At 30.2% G+C, this 18,095-nt stretch carries 18 protein-coding genes, 1 pseudogene and 1 riboswitch; of the genes and pseudogenes, 6 read left to right on the top strand and 13 right to left on the bottom strand.

The annotated features are described in order from the left end of the window. Window positions 1–182 precede the first annotated feature (182 nt). On the top strand, window positions 183–452 hold the full coding sequence (locus BUB34_RS08420) for a stalk domain-containing protein (RefSeq protein ID WP_073126414.1): 270 nt from the start codon (window positions 183–185) through the stop codon (window positions 450–452). 48 nt (window positions 453–500) lie between these two features. Here the strand turns inward: BUB34_RS08420 and BUB34_RS08415 are convergent, their stop codons facing one another. Further along, a complete protein-coding gene (locus tag BUB34_RS08415; protein ID WP_073126413.1) occupies window positions 501–1,802 on the bottom strand; it encodes a cell wall-binding repeat-containing protein in 1,302 nt (433 codons plus the stop codon). A 334-nt stretch (window positions 1,803–2,136) separates the two neighbouring features. Here BUB34_RS08415 and BUB34_RS08410 point away from each other — a divergent pair, with 334 nt between their 5' ends. Then, the gene (locus BUB34_RS08410) at window positions 2,137–2,346 is read left to right on the top strand and encodes a zinc ribbon domain-containing protein (RefSeq protein ID WP_073126411.1); all 210 of its coding nucleotides are present in this window, start codon (window positions 2,137–2,139) and stop codon (window positions 2,344–2,346) included. A gap of 123 nt (window positions 2,347–2,469) precedes the next feature. Here BUB34_RS08410 and BUB34_RS08405 read toward each other — a convergent pair whose 3' ends face one another. Beyond that, entirely contained in the window at window positions 2,470–3,663 is a 1,194-nt protein-coding gene (locus BUB34_RS08405; protein WP_073126409.1) for an L-serine ammonia-lyase, read from the bottom strand. Window positions 3,664–3,915: 252 nt separating this feature from the next. After that, window positions 3,916–4,086, top strand: a riboswitch (Lysine riboswitch). A 200-nt stretch (window positions 4,087–4,286) separates the two neighbouring features. On the opposite strand from BUB34_RS08405, the gene BUB34_RS08400 reads away from it, so the two are divergent. The 4 genes from BUB34_RS08400 (at window position 4,287) to dapD (ending at window position 7,778) form a co-directional block, all read left to right on the top strand. Next, on the top strand, window positions 4,287–5,285 hold the full coding sequence (locus BUB34_RS08400) for an aspartate-semialdehyde dehydrogenase (RefSeq protein WP_073126408.1): 999 nt from the start codon (window positions 4,287–4,289) through the stop codon (window positions 5,283–5,285). Window positions 5,286–5,398: 113 nt separating this feature from the next. After that, on the top strand, window positions 5,399–6,277 hold the full coding sequence (dapA, locus tag BUB34_RS08395; protein ID WP_073126406.1) for a 4-hydroxy-tetrahydrodipicolinate synthase: 879 nt from the start codon (window positions 5,399–5,401) through the stop codon (window positions 6,275–6,277). Window positions 6,278–6,286: 9 nt separating this feature from the next. After that, window positions 6,287–7,039 (top strand): 4-hydroxy-tetrahydrodipicolinate reductase, encoded by a 753-nt coding sequence (dapB, locus tag BUB34_RS08390; RefSeq protein WP_073126404.1) that lies wholly within the window; start codon window positions 6,287–6,289, stop codon window positions 7,037–7,039. A 22-nt stretch (window positions 7,040–7,061) separates the two neighbouring features. Further along, a complete protein-coding gene (dapD, locus tag BUB34_RS08385) occupies window positions 7,062–7,778 on the top strand; it encodes a 2,3,4,5-tetrahydropyridine-2,6-dicarboxylate N-acetyltransferase (RefSeq protein ID WP_073126403.1) in 717 nt (238 codons plus the stop codon). A gap of 89 nt (window positions 7,779–7,867) precedes the next feature. Here the strand turns inward: dapD and BUB34_RS08380 are convergent, their stop codons facing one another. The 11 genes and pseudogenes from BUB34_RS08380 to BUB34_RS08335 form a co-directional block, all read right to left on the bottom strand. Further along, on the bottom strand, window positions 7,868–8,470 hold the full coding sequence (locus BUB34_RS08380; protein WP_073126401.1) for a DUF4397 domain-containing protein: 603 nt from the start codon (window positions 8,468–8,470) through the stop codon (window positions 7,868–7,870). A 120-nt stretch (window positions 8,471–8,590) separates the two neighbouring features. After that, complete coding sequence (locus BUB34_RS08375) at window positions 8,591–9,253, bottom strand: ABC transporter ATP-binding protein (RefSeq protein ID WP_073126399.1); 663 nt, start codon at window positions 9,251–9,253, stop codon at window positions 8,591–8,593. Between the two features lie 41 nt (window positions 9,254–9,294). After that, window positions 9,295–9,465: a hypothetical protein gene (locus tag BUB34_RS13235; protein WP_159430056.1), complete on the bottom strand. Its 171-nt coding sequence runs from the start codon at window positions 9,463–9,465 to the stop codon at window positions 9,295–9,297. Window positions 9,466–9,700: 235 nt separating this feature from the next. Next, entirely contained in the window at window positions 9,701–10,381 is a 681-nt protein-coding gene (locus tag BUB34_RS08370; RefSeq protein ID WP_073126397.1) for a LytR/AlgR family response regulator transcription factor, read from the bottom strand. Between the two features lie 256 nt (window positions 10,382–10,637). Further along, window positions 10,638–11,177, bottom strand: coding sequence for a hypoxanthine phosphoribosyltransferase (gene hpt / locus BUB34_RS08365; protein WP_073126396.1), 540 nt, complete (start codon window positions 11,175–11,177; stop codon window positions 10,638–10,640). 66 nt (window positions 11,178–11,243) lie between these two features. Then, a complete protein-coding gene (locus BUB34_RS08360) occupies window positions 11,244–12,548 on the bottom strand; it encodes an L-cysteine desulfidase family protein (RefSeq protein WP_073126394.1) in 1,305 nt (434 codons plus the stop codon). 269 nt (window positions 12,549–12,817) lie between these two features. Then, window positions 12,818–14,597 (bottom strand): annotated as a pseudogene (locus BUB34_RS08355) (sigma-54 interaction domain-containing protein). A gap of 211 nt (window positions 14,598–14,808) precedes the next feature. Then, entirely contained in the window at window positions 14,809–15,378 is a 570-nt protein-coding gene (locus BUB34_RS08350) for a class I SAM-dependent methyltransferase (RefSeq protein ID WP_073126392.1), read from the bottom strand. A gap of 132 nt (window positions 15,379–15,510) precedes the next feature. Then, window positions 15,511–16,140, bottom strand: coding sequence for a single-stranded DNA-binding protein (locus BUB34_RS08345; RefSeq protein ID WP_073126390.1), 630 nt, complete (start codon window positions 16,138–16,140; stop codon window positions 15,511–15,513). Window positions 16,141–16,394: 254 nt separating this feature from the next. After that, on the bottom strand, window positions 16,395–17,282 hold the full coding sequence (locus BUB34_RS08340) for a sulfite exporter TauE/SafE family protein (RefSeq protein WP_073126389.1): 888 nt from the start codon (window positions 17,280–17,282) through the stop codon (window positions 16,395–16,397). Window positions 17,283–17,583: 301 nt separating this feature from the next. Next, a partial coding sequence (locus tag BUB34_RS08335; RefSeq protein WP_200787900.1) for a proline racemase family protein occupies window positions 17,584–18,095 on the bottom strand: 512 nt, incomplete at its 5' end.

Below are 18,095 nucleotides of genomic sequence, written 5' to 3'. Positions count from 1 at the left end.
TTTTTACCCCCAGTAGTTTACTTTTTAAAGTTTCTAATTATAGTATATTGTATAGATAAATTTCAATCTACTAAATTATGAGTTTTTATTATATTTTACCCTTTTTCAATTCTGATTAAGCATACAAATAATATAATTTTCTTATCATTAATAACTATAATCACGAAATATAAATCAGTACTTTGCAGTTACCTATTAAACAAATATCAAAGGAATTAGGTATATCTGTAAGTCATATAAATAAAAACTTAATATTATCAAAAGATAATGTAAAGGTTGAATATGAGATTGGTACTAAAAATGTAATTATTAATGGTAGTAAAAAGATTTTAGCTACTAAGTCACAGTTTAAAAATAATGTAATCTATGGTGAAATGAACTTACTAATTAAAGAATTAGGTTATACTTTAAAATTCGATTCTTTTGCAGGTAAAATTGAAATTTTAAAATAATAAAACATTAAAAAAAGACTAAGATAATTCTTAGTCTTTTTTATTTATCTATTTATTGTAGATTTTAATACCTACACCTACAGATGTTTGTTCCATAGAAACTATTCTACCGTCCACTTCAATTGTTTGATTGCTAAATGGACTTGAAACAATATTATAAACTCTATTTCCACCTGTTGGTAACAGCATATTTAAACAGTTTTTAATTACACTATTAAATGAAGCTGAATTTTGTCTTAATGAGAAAGTTGCTTCTCCACTTGTTGCATATGCAACACCCATTTTTTGACCATTTTCCCAATAGACTCCACTACTGTCAAATCCTAATGATGATAGCTTAGATTTAAACTCATTAAGTGGCATTGGTTTATTAGATATTTCTGGTTTTGGGGCTACATTACTGGCTACATCAGTACATTCATTGAATACAGCATCTGGTATAGCACCTAATATAGTTAATTTAGTGGCATCTTTTAATATAGTCTTATCACTACCCTTATTGACAAGTACTATCGGAGCATCTTTTGCAATAGTTGAACCTGTAAGAGAATCAACTAATACATCTGATTTTGCAAGGTAGAACTCTTTGACATTAGGATAATATTTATTAATAACTATCTTATTAGTATCAAATCTATCTTTACCACCTAAACGAACTGAATTAGTTTCTTTCACTAATTTATCACTCATTACACCTGTACCACCGATAGCATAACTTTCAATATCTTTTAAATTAATAGATACAGAATTTCCATCTGTTAAAATTATAGGTGATTTTTCTTTAAAAGCTATAGGAGCTATACTCATTGAGTCGGGTTCTCCTTTAAATGCATTTGTTAAAACAACCTTCTTAATAGGATTGATTTTATTTATTTCCTTAGCTACATTATAACTTGTCTCTATTCTATCATTACCACTAATTCTAATAACTTCTATTTCTCTATCTTTTAAAACTTTACTAACTGATTCACTAACTGTTCCTGTACCTCCGATTATATATACTTTCTTAACTCCGATTAACTTATCTAAAGTAACTAAAGGTAAATCGTTTTTTTGAGTTAAAAGTATTGGAGCATTTAATGCCCCAGCTAATCCACTTGCAGAAAGTCCATCTGCTAATGTTTTATCTGAGTTTACTAATATAGCCGTATTGTAATTTAATTTTTCAGCTATCTTAGTAGCAGTTTCATATCTATCCTTTCCACCTATCTTCTCAATTATAGGTTTACCCACTGACCTTGAAGTATTACCGTTTACTATTCCAGTAGACAAAGCATCTACACTTGGTGTACAAAATACTAATAACCCTAAAGATACACCAACCCCCAATATTTTCTTTGAAATTTTCATAACCCCTCCTGTATTTCTAGTATTTATGTAAGATTATTATACTATAATAAAAACAAACAAATTGTCATTTTATGTCATATAAACAAAATTTCATATCAATAAAACAAATAAAATATCTTACATATTACTAAAGTTTTTTCGACTAACATTACTTGTAACTGCTTTTTACCTCCCAAAAATTCTCCTGACAATATATCGGTTTAGTTTCAAACTTGTAAATATAAATAATCCATATAGTAACACTATTTTAATTTTCTAGTAACGTAATTGTGCTATAATCAATCAAAAGAATATTTATAAACTATTTACATACTAAAATTCAGGAGGGTTTATTATGGAAAAAAAACAATATGTTTGTCCTAAATGTGGAAACAAAACATATGAAAGTGATCAATTCCAGGCTACTGGCGGAAACTTTGCAAAGATATTTGACGTTCAGAATAAAAAATTTATTACTATAAGCTGCAAAAAATGTGGTTATACAGAATTGTATAAAGCTAAAGGTTCTGACGGTTGGGATATTTTAGACTTCCTTATGGGATAAATAAAACTACAGTTATATAATAGTATAAAAGTGAGGTATCTGTGTTTTTTAACTCAGATACCTCATCTTTTTACTGTTCATTATTAATTACAGATTTATTATTTTATTATAGACTTACTATAATTAACAAGAGAAAAAGTGTTTTGCCAAGCCACCTTTTGCCGTCTCCTTGTATTTATCTAACATATCTATTCCAGTTTCTTTCATTGTCTCAACAACCTGATCTAAAGAGACCATGTGTGATCCATCGGTAAGTAGAGCGTAATTTGCTGCATCTAAACATCTTTGTGCTGCCATTGCATTTCTTTCTATACAAGGTATTTGGACATATCCATATACTGGATCACAAGTCATCCCTAAATGATGCTCTAGAGCTATTTCAGCTGCATATTCTATTTGCTCTATAGAACCACCCTTCATATAGGCAACAGCCGCCGCTCCCATCGAACAAGCTACTCCTACCTCACCTTGACAACCTACTTCTGCACCTGATATGGAGGCATTTGTTTTTATTATATTTCCTATTACACCAGCTACTATTAAAGCTTCTATTATTTGTTTATCATCGTAATCATAAAAATCTTTTAAACTAAATAAAATTCCCGGCAGTACTCCAGCCGATCCACAAGTAGGAGCTGTTACTATTTTGTTTCCAGATGCATTTTGCTCAGAAGCAGCTAATGCATAAGAGTATATAAGTGTTGATAACTGTTTTTCTTCTAAATAAGATTTATAAAAATTCCCTGCTCTTCTCTTTAAAAGTAATTTTCCAGGAATTAACTCATCTGTATTCAGTCCTTCATCAATAGATTTCTTCATGGCATTCTTTATGTCGTTTATATAATCTAATATGTCTTCATCTTCATTTTCTAGTGCAAAATCAACCAAAGTCTTATTGTTATCGTTGCACCACTTTACCACTTCATCCATAGTACTTAGCGGGTATACACTATTATTTGCTGATCCCCTTTGACCTTCTTCTGATATAGTTCCACCACCAACAGAGTATACAGTCCAATCATCTAGTATATTTCCATCTTTATCTAGTGCTTCAAATTTCATAGCATTAGGATGAAACTCTTTTATTTCATCTTCTTTCCAAACTATTTCAACTTTTTTAGGAGCTATTGTTTTTTCTATTATGTAATCAGTCAGATGTCCCTTCCCCGTAGCTGCTAAGCTCCCATATAATATAGCTCTATAACTATCGGCACCTGAGTTTTTATTTTTGAATTTTTCTGCTGCTCTTTGTGGACCCATTGTATGAGAACTTGATGGTCCGCTCCCAATCTTAAACAACTCTTTTAATGTATCCATTTTATCTCCCCTTAAATTGTTTTTTTATTTTCCTTCTATAATATTATAACTTTTTTGTTAATTATTAGATATGATAAAATTGTTAAAATTTGTATATAGTCTATTGTTAACGAAATCTATTTTTACTTCATAATATAAAATTCAGTAGTATTTTTTTAATATTCTATCTTTGGTAAAGTGATATCTTCAATTCTGGTTGATTTTTACTAAAATATATATTAGAATGAGGTTAATAATATCTAAAATCCTATAACCTAGGGTAGAGGTGCTATAATTAATAGTATCCAATAGTAGCTGGCAAGCTTTGATCATTGGTGAAAGGAATTGTAGCCGAAGAAAATATTTCCTGCAAGAATATCTTCTGGGGTTACACATAATATGTGTAATACTGTCGCTTTTTTTGAGTGGTGAGCTACAAGGTTTACTTTGAATTTGTAAATTAAACGTACAAAGTATGCCTTTGTGCGTTTTTTGTATACCATAGTATAAATTATATTTTTAACTAACATATTATGTTTTTAATTATATTTTTAAAATTTTATATATATGGGTATTCATAAATGCATAAGATATTAATATTTATGTAAATACAAGTATATTTTGATAATTGGGGTGATTTTTAAATGAAAAAAGTAAATTTAGCTATAGTTGGAGCTACAGGAATGGTTGGTAGAACGTTTTTAAAGGTTCTAGAAGAAAGAAATTTTCCAATAGACAATCTTTATTTATTTTCATCTTCTAGATCAGCAGGATCTAAAGTTACATTTGGTGAAAAAGAGTATGTTGTTGAGGAACTGACTGAAAATTCATTTGATAGAGATATTCAAATAGCTCTTTTCTCAGCTGGAGGAGAAATAAGCAAGAAATTTGCTCCTATAGCAGCTTCTAAGGGCGTTGTAGTTGTAGATAACTCTAGTTACTGGAGAATGAATAAAGAAATACCTTTAGTTGTACCTGAGGTTAATCCTGAGGCTGTCAAAGACCACAAAGGAATAATTGCTAATCCAAACTGCTCTACTATACAGGCAGTAGTTCCACTAAAAACTCTTCATGATAAATATAAAATCAAAAGAGTTGTATACTCTACTTACCAGGCTGTGTCAGGATCTGGAGTTAAGGGTGTTGAGGACTTAGAAAAAGGAATGACTGGTAATCCTACTGGTTTTTATCCTCATCAAATATCATACAACTGCCTTCCTCACATAGATTCATTTACTGAGAATGGATACACTAAAGAGGAAATTAAAATGATTGATGAGACTATGAAAATATTCAATGACTACAATTTAAAAATCACTGCCACTACTGTAAGGGTCCCTGTAAAAAATGGTCATAGTGAATCTATAAATGTTGAATTTGAAAAACAATTTGAACTAGATGAATTGGTTGAATCTCTAAAAAATACTGATGGTGTTGTAGTTATGGATGACCCTAAAAACAACGTATATCCAACAGCTGTAGACTGCAATGATAGAGATGAAGTTTTTGTTGGAAGAATCAGAAGAGATTTCAGTCTTGATAGTGGTATAAATCTTTGGGTTGTAGCGGACAATATTAGAAAAGGTGCAGCTACTAATACAGTTCAAATAGCCGAACTATTACTATCATACGATTTAGTATAAATTTTAAAACTTTTATCTTCTATATATTAAAAATTAATATATAATAGAATTACATGACAGTATATAATTGGAAATCAAAATTTTCAAATTTAAAATAAAAGGGGATTGATTGTATGTTATTTAAAGGTTCTGCAGTTGCTTTAGTTACGCCTTTTGATGAAAATGGTATTAATTTTGAAGTATTAGGTCAATTAGTTGAATACCATATTGAAAACAAGACAGATGCACTAGTAGTGTGTGGAACTACAGGTGAAGCTACTACTATGAGTGATGAGGAGCAATTTGCTACAATAAAATACGTAGTTGAAAAGGTAAATAAAAGAATACCAGTTATAGCTGGTACTGGTTCTAACAATACAAAACACTCTATTTACCTAAGTCAAGAGGCTGAGAAATTAGGTGTTGATGGTCTTTTGGTTATAACTCCTTACTATAACAAGGCTAATCAAAAAGGTCTTAAACTTCACTTTGAAGCAATAGCAAATAGTGTTAAGCTTCCTATAATACTTTACAATGTTCCTGGAAGAACTTCTATGAACATAAAACCAAGTATGGTAGCTGAACTTGCTAAAATAGACAATATAGTAGCTGTAAAAGAAGCTAGTGGTGATTTAGCTCAAGTTGCGGAAGTTGCTAGATTAGTTCCAGATGATTTCGCTATTTACTCAGGTAATGATGATTCTATACTTCAATTATTATCTGTTGGCGGAAGTGGTGTTATATCAGTTGTTGCCAATATATGCCCTAGAGAAACTCATGATTTAGTTCATAAATTCTTAGAAGGTGATATAGAAGGTGCAAGAAAATTACAGCTTGGTATGAAGCCTTTAATAGATTCCCTATTTATAGAAGTAAATCCAATTCCAGTTAAAACTGCAATGAGATTATTAGGTTTCAATGTTGGAGACTTAAGACTTCCTCTAGCAGATATGGATGAAAAAAATCTTGAAGTATTAAAACAAGAATTAACTAACTTTGGATTCAAATTATAGGAGGGTATTATGTTAAAAGTTATAGTAAGCGGATGTAATGGAAAAACTGGTAGAGTTTTATTTGATTGTGTAAAAGAAGACACTGAATTAGAATTAGTTTGTGGTATAGCTAGGTCTGCTAGCAGTTGTCCAGATGAAGGTATAAAAATTTATCCTTCAATATCTGAAGTAACTGAAAGTGCTGATGTTATAATAGACTTCTCTCATCACTCTACTCTAGATGGATTATTAGAATATTCTTTAAGAACTAAAACTCCTTTAGTACTTGCTACTACTGGATATGATGATGAAGACTTGAAAAAAATTCACGAAGCTTCTAAAAATATACCTATATTCCTTTCTTACAACATGGCTTTAGGAGTGAATATACTAATAAAATTAGTTAAAGAAGCCGCTAAGTTACTAGAAGGCTTTGATATAGAAATAGTTGAAAAACATCACAACAGAAAAGCTGATGCCCCAAGTGGTACTGCTATAATGATAGCTGATGGAATAAAAGAAGCTTTACCAGAAGTTGAAAATACTTATGGAAGACATGGTCGTAGCGCTAAAAGACAACCAAACGAAGTTGGTATACATGCAATAAGAGGTGGTACTATAGTTGGTGAGCACGATGTTATATTCGCAGGAGACAATGAAGTTGTAACATTAAGTCATAAATCTCAATCTAATATAATATTTGCCAATGGGTCTATAGTAGCCGCAAAATATTTAGTAAAACAAAAACCTGGATTCTATAATATGAATGACTTACTAGGTTAGGCTAATCAAGGAGGATTGACAAATGATAAATTTAAATGATGCTTACGAAATTGCTAGGTATATAAAAGAAGTAAAGAAAAAGACACCAGTTAAAGTATATGTAAATACTGAGGACTTATCAATTGAGTCAACTGAGGAGTTCAAATCATTCGGAATGGGAAATTCTTATATACTAGTTGGTGATTACCAAGATATAATGAACTTCTTAGAAAAACAAGGCGACAAAATAAAAGATACTCATGTTGAGTACGATAGAAGAAATTCTGCTATACCTCTATACAACTTCTTACATGAAAACGCGAGAATAGAGCCAGGTGCTCTTATAAGAGATATGGTTACTATAGAAAAAAATGCCGTTGTAATGATGGGTGCTGTAATCAATATAGGCGCTTTTGTTGGCGAAGGTTCTATGGTAGATATGAACGCTGTTATAGGTGCTAGAGGAACTCTTGGTAAAAATGTTCATCTAGGTGCTGGAGCTGTAGTTGCTGGTGTTTTAGAGCCACCTTCTGCTACTCCTGTCATAATAGAAGATGATGTTTTAATAGGAGCTAACGCAGTGATACTTGAAGGTGTTAGAATTGGTAAAGGTGCTGTTGTCGCTGCTGGTTCTGTTGTTACTAGCGATGTAGAAGCTGGTGCGGTTGTTGCCGGTTCTCCTGCTAAAGTAATAAAAATGAAAGACGAAAAAACAGCTGATAAAACTAAACTTATGGATGATTTAAGAGTTTTAGATTAATATATAAATCAACTAAAAAGGGAGCTTTTCAAGGTAGAATTAACTCTACTTCGAAAAGCTCCCTTTAATATTTTTGAGCATTTTAATTTTTAAATCATAAACGTAACTCCATCTAACGATTGTATTATCTGCACATTCGGAACATTACCTAATGCATAAAAACTGTATATTCTATTCTCGTTTATTGTAATTTGATTGCTTCTTATTAATTTATTGTTTTCAGCTACCTCTAAATCAACTCTATATACCTTTGGTTCTACCTCTTTATACTCTGTAATATCCTTATACGATACGTTTGAGAATAACACTTCCCCATCAGCAAGTATATTTACAGTTGGTGAAACAGGCGCCAAATGAATAGCTCTTACCTTGGCATTTTGTCCACTAGCTATCTCTGTGTCTTCCTCTATAAATAATAATTCAGCCTTATCCTCATCTAATATCAGTGCAATAGTTAGTATATCATTTACAGATACACTTATATCCTGATCTATAATTGGATTTTCCTTCGTATTTGTGACGTAAACAGTTATTCTATAATCTCCTTCTGGAACGTATACATACGGACTAAAGTTAGTGAAACTTAAATCATTAAAAAACGGAACATCATTAAGAAATATATCTACCGATTCTCCCTCTGGAATTGCATGCAGTATCCTAACAAGTGAATATTTATCATTCCATTGTCTCAAATAAACTCCCCCTTTATAATATTCTAATATTATAGTATTAATTGGGACTATATTTTGATACTATATTTCATTATCTACAATACCACTAAATAAAAGTACTTGGAAGTTAATGTTGCTTTACTATATAATTTTGCCATCTCTAATAGTTATAATTCTATCTGCTGTTTTAGCTATTTCATCGTTATGTGTTATCATAACTAATGTTTGTTTAAATTCTTTTACACAAAGCTGTAGAATTTCCATTACCTCATTAGTTGTTTTACTATCTAGGTTTCCTGTAGGCTCATCCGCAAATATTACAGAAGGCTTATTTGCCAAAGCTCTAGCAATAGCTACCCTTTGCTGTTGCCCACCTGATAGCTCATTTGGAAACTTTCTAACCTGCGATTCTATCCCTAATTTTTTAATTAGTTCATTCACATATTTTTTATCTTCTTTTTTGCCATCTAATGATACTGGAAGTACTATGTTATCATATACATTTATAACAGGAATCAAGTTATAACTTTGGAATATAAACCCGAATTCCTCTCTACGTATTTTTGATAGCTTGTCATCATTTAATGAGTATAAGTCTAAGTCATCTAAAAATACCTTTCCAGATGATGGTTTATCAAGACCTGCCATACAATGTAGTAATGTACTTTTTCCCGAACCACTTGCTCCTACTATTGCGGTGAATTTATGTGGTTCTATTTCTAGGTCTATGCCATCTAATGCCCTAACTTCACTTTCCCCTTTTCCATATATCTTTCTTAAATTATTTACTTTTAATTTTTTCATTTAATATTCATCCCTTCAAAATTTTTTATACTACATATTACTTACTCATTTTCCTTTATTCCATCTACTATGCTAAGTTTATTTATAATTCCATTTGAGAAGCTAACTGATATAACACAAACAAAAATAGCAATTGCTATACTAAGTATTAATGATAAAGTTTTTCCTCTTTGTCTATTTAAGTATGACAGTGCAAGCTTAATATTAACCATATCATAATCCCCCTCACTTATTTTACTTCTTAAAATCTATAACTGTCTTCCAATCACCTTCAACACTATTTTTATCTAATTAATGCCAATTCTTTTATTCTTGTAATAATATTAGCCCAACTGGTCGTTTTATAGGTACAACTGGTAAATTTATCGATCTAGATGCATATTAATATTAAAAATAAACCACCAAAGTAAATTTTATATTAACATATTATCTCACCTAGTGTGTATGCTAATTTTTTTTCAAAGTAGCCATTCTATGCCTACTTACAGGTATCTCTTCACCATCAATAGTCACAAATTTTTTAGAAATACAATCAATATGTTCCATATTTATAAGATAACCCTTATGGCATCTAAAAAAATTATATTTTTTAAGTTCAAGTTCTATATTTTCCAAACTATTTTTTGTTTTATATGAGTCCTCTGTGGTATGTAAGGTTAATTCTTTTTTTCTAACCTCTATATATTTAATACTCCCAATTATAATTTTGTAAGTTTTTTCTTTATTTTCTATAATCATAAAGTTTTTATGTCTTTTTATAATATCTTCTATACAACTCAATATATTTTCTTTTAACTCTTCAAATTTTATAGGCTTTAATAAATATCTATATGCCCTTACCTTGTATCCCTCTCGTACATATTCTGTTAGAGCTGTTACAAATATTATTTCTGATTTGTCATTATCTTTTCTTATCTCTTTTGCTACATCCATTCCCGTTATTTTATCCATCTGTATATCTAAAAAGAAAATATCAATATCCATTAGTTCGGCTTCTAGTAAATCTTCCCCTGAATTAAATTTAAATATCTCTACTTGATTTGTAACTTCTTCTAAAGATTTTCTAATATCTTCACACAACTTTTTAGCCTGTATATCATTATCATCACAAACGACTATCCTGTACATGTAACTTATCCCCCTATATAAATAATACTAATACTTCTTACAATTAAATCAAATATATAATTCCCCTTATACAATAAAGACTATATTATGCATAATATTACATAAATCACGTTATTATTTTTTATACATCTAAATTTTATCATATATATTCTTAAAAATATATTAAGAATATATCCTTCACTTATATCCACAAAAAAAGCCATTATTCATGACTTATAATAATCACAAATAATGACTCTCTACATTTTATATATTATTATCTATCTTCATCTGTTACATTAAATACGTATGGTATATTTCTATAATAATCTCCAAAATTAAGACCGTAGCCAACCACAAACTTATCTTCTATAGTAAATCCACAGTAATCTGGAACTAATTCAACCTTTCTTCTGCTTGGCTTGTCTAGTAATACACAACATTTTATACTCGCTGGGTTCTTAGCCTTTAAATGGTTCATAACGTGATTCATAGTAAGAGCAGTATCAGTTATATCATCCACTATTAAAACATCATATCCCTCTAAATCTGCATTTATATCAGATAAAACATTTATTTTTCCACTACTATTTTCTCCATGACCATAACTTGACGTAGTCATAAATTCAATTTTAACAGGGACTTTTATAGTTCTCACTAAGTCCGCACAGAATATAAAACTTCCCTTTAGTAAAGATACTACCATAAGTTTCTTATCCTTATAATCCTCTGTTATCTGCTCACCTAACTCTTTTAATCTTTCAGCTATTTGCTCCTCTGAGCATAGTACTTCCCATTTTTTGCTTTCTATGTCCATAATATAACCTCCACTTATAATGTTACTGTATCCATTTTATAAGAGATTAAATAGTTTTTCAAGTACTTACTTTACCTTATTCATATCATCCATTACATTTATTATAACCTCATCTGTAACAGACATCCCTTTATCACTTACTTTACCTAAGTTTTGTATACTTTCTTCTACTTTTGCTCCAACTATACCATTCATTGGTGGTACATAACATTCATTATTTGCTATTATAGCACTTTGTACTGCTGCTGATGCTGCTGATGCTAGTTTTAAAGCACAACCAGCCTTTGCTCCATCACATATCATACCACTTAAGTTAGCTATCATATTTTCTATAGCACCTTCTATTTGTCTTATCTCTCCATTCATAAGCCATGCTATACCTGCAGTTGCCCCTGTTGATGCTGCAACTCCACATCCACATACTGCTGATAATCTTCCAGTAAAGTTTTTAACATAAGCAGTTACTAAGTGAGATATAGCTAGTGATTTAGCTAATTTTTCTTCTGTTTGTGGGAATTTTTTATTGTATGCAACTATTGGAAGTATTGCCGTTAACCCGTGGTTACCACTACCATTTGAACTCATAACAGGCATCTTTACTCCTGCCATTCTAGCATCTGAAGCCCCTGCTGTAATCATCATCGCATAGTTTATTACATCGTCTCCTAAAAGACCTTGTTCCATAGATTTTTTTATTCCATATCCTACACCTATACCAGTTTTTTTAGATAAACCGTAGTTAGCCATTTCTTCATTCATTTTTATTCCATATAAAAGGAACTCTATATCTTTTAAATCAATTTTTTCAACATTCTCTACTAGTTCTTTTATAGTTACAGTATCTAATAAGTTTTCTTTTTTAGTATTATCTTGTTTTGCCTCAACTTCTACTCTTTCATCTAATAATATTTCCTCATCTTTTTGTAAAAATACAAAGTTATCGTGCTTAGTTCTTATTATAACCTTAGATTTATGATTTTTACCTTCTAATGAAACTTCTATATAAACCTTTTCCTTTGTGTCAGCTGGTGATATTGATATTGGATTAGTATCCATATACTTTTCAGATTCTAAAACTTCTTCTTCTGTTAAAGTTTCTAAAACACTCAAACCGTTTTCATAATGTCCGCCAATAATACCCATAGCCGCTGCTATTTTTAAACCTAATCTATTTGTTCCTGGAATACCAACACACATACCATTTTTATAAACATTAGGACTAACTAACATAGTATTTTTTACTACTTCCTCTCCTAATAGCTCTTTTGCTTTTGCACATGCAAGTGCTAATGCTACAGGTTCAGTACATCCTACCGCTGGTTTAACTTCCGCTTTTAGCATACTTATTAATTCTTTTCTTATATCTCTCATTTATAATAATCCTCCTAGTTTATTGTTTTATGACTTATATTAAAGCAACAAACATGCCAACTTTTATATTTCTAATCTGATTTTAAAAATCATATGCTAAATACATTGGAATACCAAAGTTTATTCAATAAATATTTGTATATATTTTTTCTTCGTTCTTATTTTAGCCTTAAAAATAAAATATAACTCTTATCTTTATATAAATAAGTCTCAATTTCAAAACAAAAAAGTCTCAAAATGATATTTCGTATCATTTTGAGACTTTTTGCTTATTTTATAACTATATTGTACTTTTCTAACTTTCTATATAAGGTAGCCCTTGATATTCCCAAAGCCTTAGCCGCTAATTCTTTGTCCTTTTTGTAATCCTTATATTTCAATAAGGCTTTTATTATTTCGTGCTTTTCTAATTCATCTAATGTTCTTATTGAGTCATCTTCTCTAATAACTTCTTCATGTTTTATAGTTCTTATTTTTTTAGGTATTACGTCCAAACTTATTATAGATGAGTAAGACATATTGACACTATACTCCACTAAATTTTGAAGCTCTCTTATATTTCCTGGCCATTTATAGCTTAACATAGCATCTAATACATTGTTGTCAACACCAGATACACTTTTATTAAGCTTTTCTGAATATTCCTTTACCATATAATCTATTAGTAGTGGTATGTCGCTTTTTCTCTCTCTCAAGCTCGGTAATTTTATAGGTATTACGTTGAGTCTATAGTATAAATCCTCTCTGAAAGTTCTCTTTTTAATCATATCCTCTAAATTTTTGTTTGTTGCTGCTATGATTCTAACATCTATAAAAACATTAGATTTTGCCCCTATCTTATTTAGCTCTTTTTCTTGGAGAACTCTAAGTAATTTAGACTGTAAATGAAGGCTCATATCACCTATCTCATCTAAAAATATACTCCCTTTGTGGGCTAATTCAAACATACCCAATTTACCGCCTTTTCTGGCTCCTGTAAAGGCTCCTTCTTCATAACCAAATAACTCACTCTCCAACAGATTATCTGGTATTGCGGCGCAATTTACAGCTACAAAAGGGTTCTCTGATCTTTTACTATGATTGTGTATTGCCCTAGCAAATAACTCCTTACCAGTACCACTCTCGCCCGTTATTAAGACTGTAGATGAGGATTTTGACGCAATTAAAGCTTCCTTTTTTACTTGTTTTATTTCTTGGCTCTCTCCTATTATATTTTCTAGGGTTATTTTGTAATCCTTATTTATTTTATTGTAGGTTTTGATCGCATCTTTTTTATCTATAAAATCTATAACATAACCTTTTAAATCATCTTTTAAGACTATTTTATTGATATTATAGATACCTTTTAGTGTATAGCCCTCCTTTTTATACGAAAAGCTACACAACTTATCTCTTTTAAAATTGTCTATTGACGGTTCACTTATAAAGTCTAATATTTTAAAGATATTTTTATTGTATACATCTTCTTTTAACTTAAAAATCTCTCTAAATTTAGCGTTATACTTATCTATCTTCCCATTTACATCTATCGATACTATTGCCTTGTCCATATTGTCTACAAGGGTTTCTAGCTTCTTTTTTTCTAACTCTAACTCATATGTTTTTATCTGCTCTTTGAGCTTGCTAGAAATTAAATCTGCCATCTTCCCTAAAAAGTTCATCAAAACATTTTTTTTCATTTTTTATTATGTTTCCCTGTTCTTTGCTAAAGGCAATAAGCCCTATAACCCCATAAGATATACCATCGCATACAATAGGACAGCTTACCTCTGCTACTTCTTTACATTCAAGCTTATTGTAGCACTCCTTGCATATCTCATTAGAACTTGGATCATCAATTATTATGCCTATTTGCTCGTCTAAAGATTTTTTAAAGGCAGAATATCCATTGACCTTTTCTCCTACCTTTTTTAAATATATTCCTGTTCCCGCAATTCTAACTAGGTTATGATCTACAATAGTTACATCTATTCCTAATACTGAAACTATTGCCTCTGCTATATTTTGTATGTCGGATTTTATATGCTCTAAATCAATCATATTTATCATTTCCCATTCTCTTTAGCCTAATCAATTCCCTTATTTCCTTTAGTACAATGTATATCTTATTTAAGGTTAATTGAAGGGATAATAATACTACAAACAACATCACAACTATGATTATTTTATAATCTATGTTCATGGCATCCCTCTTTCCTACAACAAAAGACTAGGTATACCCCAGTCTTTTGTTTATTCTTATATTTATATATTAACCTATTTATTTTAATTTTCCTATATAAATGTATCTTTGGTTATGAAGTTCTTTAAGAGTACCATCAAAATCTAATTCTGAAAATATGTTAAATATTTCTTGTGGATAGTTAAAGTTTACTTGTTCACCAAAAACCCTGTGTTTAAAATACTTTAATTTTACTTTTAGATTCTTTAAGTTTAAATCCTCTAAAATAACTTCCCCGTGTCTTTTTAATACTCGGTATATCTCTGATGAAGCTTTTTCACAGTTGTTTGTATGATTAAAATGATCTAATATTATTACTTTATCAAAGCAGCCATCTTCAAATGGTAAAAATTCTAATGAACCCTTTACTACATTACAATTTTCATTGTGTATTAAAGAATAACATACATCTTCATAATGACTATCTTCTAGAATAGTTACATAAGCTCCAAGTAGTCTTAATCTCTTCCCTAAGTTACCTACATTTCCAACAAGCAATATTTTACTGCCTATACTATACTTTATGTTATCTAAAAAACATTTTACATCATCAGAAGTTTCTGTCAAGTCAGCATTAGGTTCATATTCATGATATAATACGCTTTTCACAGTGCTCCCCCTCTTTTTTTTACTTTTATAAATTTGCATTACAGACTCAATTATAATCAATCGGGAGCAACTATTCAATAGCTAAATGATAAGTATTTTTTTAAACAATCGTTGTATTTTTTTACATGAATTCTATTTATTAGTATCCACCTTTTTTATCTTGGAAATAGAGACTTCATAAGCCACTTTTTTAATAGTTTCTCCATCAGAAAGCTTTTTTTCATACTCTCTACTTTGTATTCTTCCCCACATTTGAACCCTATCTCCTACCTCTAAGTTTTTCGCAAATTTTGCATTTCTACCCCAAACTATAGAAGGTATATAGTCCGACTTGTTATAAGGTCTATTTATTGCTACTAATAAGTCTGTTATTTCCCTTCCTAAAGGTGTCTTTCTATATACCGGATCTTTACATATGTATCCATCTAAGAAAATACTGTTAGGATCTCTAACTCCTTCTTCTGCCTCTTTTATTTCTCTAGCAAAAACTGTTAACACTAGTTTGTTCCTATTTTCTATGTTTTTATTATATGATCTTAATTGCCCAGATACACTCACGAGCCTATTATTTGAAATATCTACCTCTCCAAGCAACCTTTCTGATATAGTCATCGGAAGTATATCGAAAGAGTCACTTAGTCTGCTTATCTTTATTTTCACATTGTAAAACTTTTCCCCGAATATCTCATGGCTAAATTCTAGATTATTTTCTATCTCTCCTCTTAGGTTTACTACATTAGTATCATCTTTGACAGTTACCATATTTTATCCCCCCACAATTTGTTAATTATTAGCTTTTATCTTAACTTATATAATAAATATATTTTCATTGCAGGGATTTTATTACTAATAGTTACTAAAATTTAGTATTTATAGATCTATGGATCTTATAAAACACTCTATAGATATTGATTTGAGTATAAATTTACCTATTTAAAAACTTACTTTTTTAAATTACAAAATAGGCTACCCTACAGCATGTGATAGGATAGCCTGTTTAAAAAATAATATTTAAACTATTTATTTTCTATATTTTGTTTCTTAGTTGCAGATTTTAACATTGTATATGAAGTATAAGCTATAACTAAAATTACTAGAACTTTTAATATATCCATTGGAAGACTCTTAACAAGATATGCTGCTATAAGAACCCCAACAACACCACATACAGCTATTGCTAATGAAGCTTTTCTAGCATAAGCACCCTCTTTGATGAATTTTGCACTTGCAACTGGCATTAACATTGCACAAGAACCCATCATTATAGGGAAAGCTACGTCTGGAGACATTCCTAAGAAATAAACCATCGCCATACATGGAGCGTATAATCCTATACCAGCTGTCATTAGAGCACCTAGTATAAAGTTACCAACTATACCAGCTATTAATTTACCACCAGCAAGACCTGTAGCAGTTCCACCACCAGGCATTAAGTCTATTTTTGGATGTGATAAGAACATTAATACTGCAGTAGCTGCTAGAGCCAATCCCATTACTAATTGTATCTTTCTTTCATCCATGTTAGATATTATACCAGCCCCTATATAAGAGCCTATAACTGCTGCTGCTATTAATGTTGTTAAAGTTAATGGTTCAACTTTTATAACTGTTGTAAATATTAACGCTTCTACTACAACTGGTATAGTATGAGCTACGTTTAATGTACCAGGCATATGTTTGTCTGATATATTTAACTTTAACATCTTAGAAATTGCAACTGTAGGAGCAAAAGACCCTATACCTAATGTATCGAAGAAGTCTGTAAAAAATCCTGTAAATCCAGCTTTTGCAAAACTTTGTTCTTCTATGTTTCCTTCTTTAGCTGCTTTACTATAGTCTTTTCCAAATATAATACCAAATACTGCTACAAATGCCACAAATAGTCCTCTCACTATATTTACCATAAATCTACCCCCTGTTTTTTATAATCTTTATTATATTCTGAATTTTTAAATTATGAACATCCTTTATGAAATTCCCTTATATAATATATTTTTAACATATTTTTTTGTATAATATCTAAACTTAATTTTTAAACTGATTTACTTGAATTTTTGTGCTTATTTGTATGATTTTTAATTTGTTTGTGACTAAGCAGAACAGTAGTCTACCCTAAAAAAACTACTATTCCGCTTTAAATATCCATATTTTTGAAATGAATATACTTTTACTTATACTTATTCTATAAAATGTTTAAATATACTTCTATTTAAGTATAAATCCATGTTTTAGTGGATCTTCTTCGTCTATTACAAAGTGGTTGAATCCTGTTATATAAGCAGAACCAGATATTTTTGGTATTACTGCATCAAACTCTTCTACTTTAGTAGTTTCTACTATTTCACCTTTGAATAGAGTTCCTAATATACTTTCGTATACGAATTTTTCTCCAACTTTTAATTCACCTTTAGCGTGTAATGTAGCAAGTTTTGCACTTGTTCCAGTTCCACATGGAGATCTATCAACTTGGCCTTGACCAAATATAACTACGTTTTTATAAGTAGCTTCTGGATGAGTTGGCTCATCATATATTTCAACTAAGTCTACAGTTTTTATATGATCTAAAGTTGGATGTTGTATTTCTATTTCTCTGTTTATTATATCTCTTAATTCTAAAGCTAATTCAGTTAATTTTCCTGCATTCTTAGGCTCAATTTTTAATCCTAATTGACTTGCATGAATTATAGCGAAGAAGCTTCCTCCGAATGATATATCAA

Source organism: Asaccharospora irregularis DSM 2635, assembly GCF_900129815.1.
Classification (GTDB): domain Bacteria; phylum Bacillota; class Clostridia; order Peptostreptococcales; family Peptostreptococcaceae; genus Asaccharospora; species Asaccharospora irregularis.
Note: the sequence above shows the minus strand (reverse complement) of the source record. Positions and strands in the feature narration are given on the sequence as shown.

Excerpts from the sequence above, each read along its gene's own strand:
- BUB34_RS08415 (WP_073126413.1), bottom strand. The coding sequence starts at position 1,802 with ATGAAAATTTCAAAGAAAATATTGGGGGTTGGTGTATCTTTAGGGTTA.
- BUB34_RS08410 (WP_073126411.1), top strand. The coding sequence starts at position 2,137 with ATGGAAAAAAAACAATATGTTTGTCCTAAATGTGGAAACAAAACATAT.
- BUB34_RS08405 (WP_073126409.1), bottom strand. The coding sequence starts at position 3,663 with ATGGATACATTAAAAGAGTTGTTTAAGATTGGGAGCGGACCATCAAGT.
- BUB34_RS08400 (WP_073126408.1), top strand. The coding sequence starts at position 4,287 with ATGAAAAAAGTAAATTTAGCTATAGTTGGAGCTACAGGAATGGTTGGT.
- dapA (WP_073126406.1), top strand. The coding sequence starts at position 5,399 with ATGTTATTTAAAGGTTCTGCAGTTGCTTTAGTTACGCCTTTTGATGAA.
- dapB (WP_073126404.1), top strand. The coding sequence starts at position 6,287 with ATGTTAAAAGTTATAGTAAGCGGATGTAATGGAAAAACTGGTAGAGTT.
- dapD (WP_073126403.1), top strand. The coding sequence starts at position 7,062 with ATGATAAATTTAAATGATGCTTACGAAATTGCTAGGTATATAAAAGAA.
- BUB34_RS08375 (WP_073126399.1), bottom strand. The coding sequence starts at position 9,253 with ATGAAAAAATTAAAAGTAAATAATTTAAGAAAGATATATGGAAAAGGG.
- BUB34_RS13235 (WP_159430056.1), bottom strand. The coding sequence starts at position 9,465 with ATGGTTAATATTAAGCTTGCACTGTCATACTTAAATAGACAAAGAGGA.
- BUB34_RS08370 (WP_073126397.1), bottom strand. The coding sequence starts at position 10,381 with ATGTACAGGATAGTCGTTTGTGATGATAATGATATACAGGCTAAAAAG.
- hpt (WP_073126396.1), bottom strand. The coding sequence starts at position 11,177 with ATGGACATAGAAAGCAAAAAATGGGAAGTACTATGCTCAGAGGAGCAA.
- BUB34_RS08360 (WP_073126394.1), bottom strand. The coding sequence starts at position 12,548 with ATGAGAGATATAAGAAAAGAATTAATAAGTATGCTAAAAGCGGAAGTT.
- BUB34_RS08345 (WP_073126390.1), bottom strand. The coding sequence starts at position 16,140 with ATGGTAACTGTCAAAGATGATACTAATGTAGTAAACCTAAGAGGAGAG.
- BUB34_RS08340 (WP_073126389.1), bottom strand. The coding sequence starts at position 17,282 with ATGGTAAATATAGTGAGAGGACTATTTGTGGCATTTGTAGCAGTATTT.